The organism is Companilactobacillus nuruki, assembly GCF_002872255.1.
GTDB lineage: Bacteria > Bacillota > Bacilli > Lactobacillales > Lactobacillaceae > Companilactobacillus > Companilactobacillus nuruki.
This window is the reverse complement of record NZ_NIPR01000027.1, coordinates 25533-32312: the sequence shown is the minus strand read 5'-3', so window position 1 is coordinate 32312 and position 6780 is coordinate 25533. Positions and strand designations below refer to the sequence as shown.

General features: G+C 34.1%; 6 protein-coding genes and 1 tRNA gene. 3 read left to right on the top strand and 4 right to left on the bottom strand.

From position 1 onward, the window contains the following. Positions 1–29: 29 nt before the first annotated feature. From CBP76_RS08035 to CBP76_RS08020, 4 genes are all read right to left on the bottom strand, one after another. Positions 30–536: an acyl-CoA thioesterase gene (locus CBP76_RS08035; RefSeq protein WP_102196385.1), complete on the bottom strand. Its 507-nt coding sequence runs from the start codon at positions 534–536 to the stop codon at positions 30–32. A gap of 73 nt (positions 537–609) precedes the next feature. Further along, positions 610–683, bottom strand: a tRNA-Arg gene (locus CBP76_RS08030). 46 nt (positions 684–729) lie between these two features. Next, positions 730–1965: a DEAD/DEAH box helicase gene (locus CBP76_RS08025; RefSeq protein ID WP_102196384.1), complete on the bottom strand. Its 1236-nt coding sequence runs from the start codon at positions 1963–1965 to the stop codon at positions 730–732. 1 nt (position 1966) lies between these two features. Next, a complete protein-coding gene (locus tag CBP76_RS08020; protein WP_102196383.1) occupies positions 1967–2962 on the bottom strand; it encodes a Gfo/Idh/MocA family protein in 996 nt (331 codons plus the stop codon). 120 nt (positions 2963–3082) lie between these two features. On the opposite strand from CBP76_RS08020, the gene CBP76_RS08015 reads away from it, so the two are divergent. The 3 genes from CBP76_RS08015 (at position 3083) to CBP76_RS08005 (ending at position 6707) form a co-directional block, all read left to right on the top strand. After that, complete coding sequence (locus CBP76_RS08015) at positions 3083–4423, top strand: APC family permease (protein ID WP_102196382.1); 1341 nt, start codon at positions 3083–3085, stop codon at positions 4421–4423. Between the two features lie 68 nt (positions 4424–4491). Further along, positions 4492–5820, top strand: coding sequence for a PTS transporter subunit EIIC (locus tag CBP76_RS08010; protein WP_102196381.1), 1329 nt, complete (start codon positions 4492–4494; stop codon positions 5818–5820). Next, complete coding sequence (locus tag CBP76_RS08005; RefSeq protein ID WP_102196380.1) at positions 5820–6707, top strand: alpha/beta hydrolase; 888 nt, start codon at positions 5820–5822, stop codon at positions 6705–6707. Before CBP76_RS08010 ends, CBP76_RS08005 begins: the two co-directional genes overlap by 1 nt. Positions 6708–6780 lie beyond the last annotated feature (73 nt).

Here is a 6780-nt window from a genome sequence, read left to right as displayed (position 1 = left end):
CAATATAGCTTTATTTATATTTATTAATTTTAGTTCTGCCAAGGGAATTTCAAACTGATATTTTTATTAAATTTTTCTTGCTCTAATAATTTTTCTAAACGTTCAGATTGCCGTTTATGATAACCCGAGCAAACATATTCTGCCTCATCATTATCTGGCACTATTCCTGGTAAAGTAATGTCTTTGTCGGTCACTACAAAGGTTGAGAAACATGTTAATCCCAAAAAACGTTTACCAGTTTTTAAATGTTCACCAATTATTTTGGTAAAAACTTCTATGGATCTACTACCAACTCCTGAAACATAGGACTCGGTACACATAGAATCTTGTAAACTAAAAGGCAAGATAAAATTAACTTGATCAATTGATGCTGTTACAGTTTCAATTCTTGCCACCCTTGAAGCAGCTATTGAGGAATTATCGTCAATTGTCATCAAAGTTCTACCACCAAAAACCGTATTATGTTCATTCAAATCGGATGAGAAAACTCTATGATTACTAATTGACAATGTTTGCGAGCATTTAATATTTTCCATAAATAACCTCTTTCAAAAATAAGTCACAACAGTCATTGCGACAGTTGTGACTTATTATTTATCATTTGATCAATGATCCCTCCCGGAATCGAACCGGGGACCTACTGCTTAGGAGGCAGTTGCTCTATCCAACTGGGCCAAGGGACCATAAGCACACTTTCTATTTTAACTCAAAAAGTGTGTAGATACTAAATTAGTTTTGCTCTGAATTTTTATGGAAGTTTCTCTTACCTTTATTCTTCTGGTCACGAAGACGTTTCTTAGGCTTACTATTAGCTTTAGGTTTAGTTTTATTAGCGTTATAACGCTTTTTCTTATCAAAAACTGGTTTCTTTGAAATTTTTCCCTCATGGTCAATATATACCTTAGATATCTCAACATCGATCATTTCTTGAAGATTTCTCATATCATGGCTATTTCCAAAGGTAATAACACTTCCACTCTTACCCATTCTACCAGTTCTACCAGCACGATGCGTATATTCACTATCATCTCTAGGAGTCATGTAATTAATAATAGTTGTGATGTCGTCAATATCCATACCACGAGCAGCAACATCAGTCGTCAACATTAAATTAACTTTCTTGTTAGAAAATAGTTGTAACGCCGTTTTACGCTGTTGTGACGACATTTTGCTATCTAACGTAACAAAATTGGTTTTATTATGATTCATATCACTGATGGCTTTGTGGAGTGACCTAGAATTATTAAAGAAGACGATTCCTAAGAATTTTTTATTGTGGGCTAATTCCCTTAGCATTGCATTTTTAATAAATTCACTGTTTGCATCAACAAAATAATGCTTAATACCGGCCGTATAACTAGTATCATGTCGTTGATCTATTACTAGAAAGTCTTGTCCAAACCACTTATGCATATCGCGGAATATGTCATTACCAGTAGCCGAGAAGAAAGTCATTTGAACATCAGCAGGCATTTGTGAAATAGTTGATCTGACAATATCTAGCTTACTTTCATTAAGCATTTCGTCAGCTTCATCAACAATAACAGTATTAACATTGCCAAGTTTAACTTTACGTGCTTCAGTTAATTCATTTAATCGTCCTAAAGTAGCTACAATAATTTCAGGTTTTTCTTTTAATTTTTTTAATTGACGTGCTGGATTGGCTCCCCCAGTCAAAGCCTGAACTTTGCAATCAACTAATTTAGCCAGTGGTTGAATTACATCTCTAACCTGCATAGCCAATTCCTGTGATGGCTCCAAAATTAAAACCTGTAAACCATCTTTAGGAACTAGAGTTTCAAGCATGGGCATAACAAAGGCCAATGTTTTACCTGAACCTGTTGGTGCCATGGCAACTAAATCTTTGCCCTCTTTGAAAGGCATATAGACGGCATCTTGAATCTTAGTTAGAGCTTCAAAGTTATTTTGTTTAAAATAAGCTTCATATAGTTTTGGTATTTCCAATTTAATTTTCCTCATCTGCTTCAAAAACAAGTCCTGCACTTGTTCTTGCCTGTTCTAGAACACGATTTACGATTCGAGCGTATTTTAATAGTTTATCATAACTGACCGTATCATTTTCATTCATTATTCTCGCAAACTCTTTTGCTTCTGAATCCATTGGGTTTTCACTTTTTGATGTTGGAACATCGGTAATATTTTTATTATCGTCAGCCCAATCCAGATGATTGATGTCACCAGCGTTATCTAGTAGTAATGTATCGCGACCAAAATAAATCTCTGACGACATATAAGAATTTTTTGTCTTACCAACAATAATATTAACATCGAATTTTGGATATTTTAATGTCAAAGTTCCACTACCATCAATCCCCGAATCCAAAATTTCAGCCTCATAACTAACTTTTCCAGGACGTCCAAATAATACAACAGCATCATAAATTGTATAGACCCCTAGATCGTATAAGGCACCACCTGAGAATTTAGTAGTGAAAACATTAGGATTTTTCCCTTCTAGATATGCATCATATCTACTTGAATACTTCATATAAGATAATGTTGCACCACTGAGATTATCACGATGTTTATCAACAACAATTTGAATCTTTTTGAAAATAGGTTCATGAATATGCCTTGCAGCCTCAAAAATATAGACGCCCTTTTCATGTGCTAATTTATCTAGAATAGTAAACTCCTCAATTGTTGACGTACTTGGTTTTTCAACAATTACATTTTTTCCATTCTCAATTGCTAACTTAGCTTGACTAAAATGTAGTGAGTTAGGCGAAGCAATATATACTGTATTAAAATTCTCCTTAAAAAAGGAATTTAGATCAGTACTGACATTGACGTTTTTCTTATTTAAATCCTCGATAAAGCTTTTGGCTTTAATCTCAGTACGTGAATAAACATGTGTTAATGAAAAAGTTTTAGTTTCATCAGTTGCTTTAACAAATTGTTCTGTGATCCAGTTTGTTCCTACTATTCCTAAACTAATCATAAAATCACCTCTGTTTTTATTTTACTTATATGTAAGCGCAATTACCATAAAAAGAATAACTCAATCATATCATTATGGTATATAATTTTATTTTATACCATTTGAGGGGGGTACTTCTTTATGAATGAAGAAACAGATAAATTCAGTCTAAAAAGAGACTTAGGCTTTTTCCCAGCATTATCAACAGTTATGGGGTTGGTAATCGGTGGTGGAGTATTCTTCAAAATCTCCAGCGTTACAGCCGCCACTGGTTCATCTAGCTTAACAATCTTTGTTTGGTTATTAGCCGGATTTATTACCATCAACGCTGGGTTAACAGTTGCCGAATTAGCATCTGCCTTACCAGTTGCCGGTGGTATCTATAAATATATTGAATATATCTATGGAAAGGTTCCAGCCTTTTTACTGGCTTGGGCTCAATCGGTTATCTATTATCCCGCTGGAATATCAGCATTATCAATTATCTTCGCTACTCAAGTTTTGAATCTTTGTAATATTCCTAGCATATGGCGAATTCCGATTGCCATTTCTTTAGCAGTATTTTTATACTTAGTTAACTTACTTGGAGCAAAAGTTGGTGGTAGAATCCAATCAATTGCTCTAGTGGCTAAACTTATTCCTATAGTCTTAATTATCGTAGTTGGTATCTTTACACCATCAACACATTCTATATCACTCTTCCCAATAACATCTGGCAGTCATCCTGATTTTTGGTCCTCAATGGGTGGCGGATTATTAGCAACAATGTTTGCTTTTGATGGCTGGATGAACGTTGGAAATCTTGCTGGTGAAATGAAAAAACCAGAAAAGGATCTAGCTAAATCAATTATTGTTGGTCTATTTTTCATAACTTTAATTTACGTTTTAATTAGCTTTGTTTTCATAAAGGCGTTGCCTTTTCATCTGATCCCTGGAAATCAAAATGCTGCTTCAGAGGCCGCAATCAAGATTTTTGGTGATATAGGTGGAAAAATAGTAACAATTGGTATTCTGATATCCGTTTTTGGTTCTGTCAACGGCTACACTATGACTGGTCCCAGAGTTAGTTATGTCCTTGGTATAGATGATGAAATTGTTTTCTCTAAGTTCTTCTCTAAATTAACTAAAAACAGTCGTGTGCCAGCCAATGCTGGTTTGATCCAAACAATAATTGCTATTGTCATGATTTTTATGGGAAGTTTTGATTATCTGACTGATATGTTAGTTTTCGTTATGTGGATTTTCTCGATGATGATGTTCATTGGTGTATTCATTTTAAGACATAACGAACCTGAATTAAAACGTCCTTATAAGATAAGTTTTTATCCGCTACCTCCAATTATTGCTTTAGTAGGTGGAGCATATATTATTATTTCAACCCTCCTCCGCCAACCAGGATTAGCATTTATGGGAATCGGCATCACACTTTTAGGTTTACCAATTTATTACATTCATTATGTACACAAAAAAAGGTCGCTTTGATGGCGGCTTTTTTTGTTGGAAGTTATAATTCGTTTAAGTAAATATATGAATGAATTGTGGGTGTTTTCATGAAAGTTCAATTCAACAGTAAACTTGAGGAACATTTAGTTAAGGGAACTTTAAAGATTCAAAAATTATTAATCTATCGAATTATTCAAAAAACTTTGCTTCTAATTTTTCCCTTCGCATTATTTGGTAGTTTTATCAAAATAATTCAAACTGTGATTCTAGGCAAAGAAGGTTTTTTAACTGATATCTTTCCCACTATTGGCAGTGATTTTATTTTTCGTCAAATCGAAAATATTGCCAATAATCTCTATAACTTATCTCTTGGATGGGTATCAGTAATTGCGGTATTTGGGGCGGCCAAATATACTGTTAAATACTACCAACGTGATGATCAACTAGCTGGTATTACTGGTATCAGTTCTTTATTAATTATTGATTACTCCTATTCAAAAATCCAGCTAGTCTCATTTCATCCACAAATGTTAGGTATGCGCGGACTTCTCTTTGCAATCGTTTTAGGAATATTTATTGGATGGCTGTTTAAAAAAATGAGTCGTCCGGCTCCTAACCTAGCAAACGACAAATCATCTCGAAATATTCTGGAACGAACTTTTATTTCGCTTAAACCAATAATCTTTTCGTTAATTATTTCTGTCATCTTTAGTACTTTAGTAAATATAACTTATTACTCTGAGGCACCAGGTAACTTTATCAATGCCTTAGCAACAGAATATACAACAAGTAACAATTGGGTCCAATTAGGAAGAACTATGATCTTTTCCATTTATACATTAATCATGTCATTCTTGGGATGGTCTGGAACTTACTCCGCTTTAGGAGTTGAAAAAATGGATGTCTTATCAACAGTCAATTTGAATTATGCATTAGAGAAACATACTGCCTGGAATGCACCTAATCCCTTCACCAGCTCCACCTTGTACCACGCTTTTGCCACTTTTGGTGGAACCGGATCAATTTTGGGATTAATCATAGCTATTTTAATTATTTCTAAAGATAAGGATTTTCAAACTGTGGCTCGCTGGGCTATGTTTCCCAGTATCTTTAATATTAGTAGCGGCGTTATGACCGGTATACCTATTTTGTTCAATGTTATTTTTTTAATACCATTTATCCTCGCCCCGGTAATTAATATGTTAATGGCAGCATTAGCAATTATGTTGCATTTGATGCCGCCAAGCGTCTATCCAGTACCTATCGGTACCCCAGGACCTTTGATCGCCTTTATTGGAACAAACGGTAGCTGGCAGGCTCTAGTCTTCTCTGTCCTAGCAATAATTATCTCCGTATATATTTATATACCATTTGTAAAAATGGCAGCCAAAGTTAAGTTATTAGATAATCTTGGCTTCGAAGAAGGTGATCACTAATGCGCACTCGGACCATAAGAAAAAATAAAAATTTTAAATATCTAATTGCAATTGTTGTCATAATGATTTTATTAGGTATACCATCCTATATTTGGACTAAAAAAAATGTCAGTACTTTAGCTGGTCGTTACAATTCTCCCATGTCGCCAATTATTATGATTCCAGGTAGCAGTGCAACTGCCAATCGTTTTGATGATCTAGTTAAAACAATCAATCGCCGTTATGGTGAACATCACAGTTTACTAAAGATGACGGTTCATACTAATGATAAAATCACTTATACAGGGAGTATTCGTGCCAATGATGATCGTCCCTTTATTGTAGTTGGCTTCGAAAATAACAACGACGGATATTCTAATATAAAAAAACAGACTGCTTGGTTCAATATTGCCTTTAATAAACTAAAACAACGTTATCGTTTCAATAACTTCAATGCTTTCGGACACTCTAATGGTGGTTTGATTTGGACATATTTTTTTGAAAATTATTTTGATGATTCTACTATAACGGTTAATCAAATGCTTACCGTCGGAACACCTTATAATTTTGAAGAAAACAATACTTTTAATCGAACCCAAATGTTAAATGAACTGGTCAAAGCTCGTGAGAAAATTCCAGAAAACCTAACTTACTATTCAATTGCCGGTACTCAATTGTATACAGATGATGGAATTGTTCCTTTGGGTAGTGTTGACGCTGGCAAATATATCTATGAAGGATATATAAAACATTACACTTTAATCACTTTAACAGGTTCAAAGGCTCAACATTCCGACATGATCGATAGTGACCAATTCATTACTATTTTTCATCAATATATTGTTGGTAATGGTATTAGTAATCCTGCCGATAGTAAAACTAATAAAAAGAATTCAACAACTCCATAGAATAAGAAACTTGTCTAAACCAAACTTTTTAAATACAATGAACCTATGGTATATGTAGATTGGCAATTAAGCC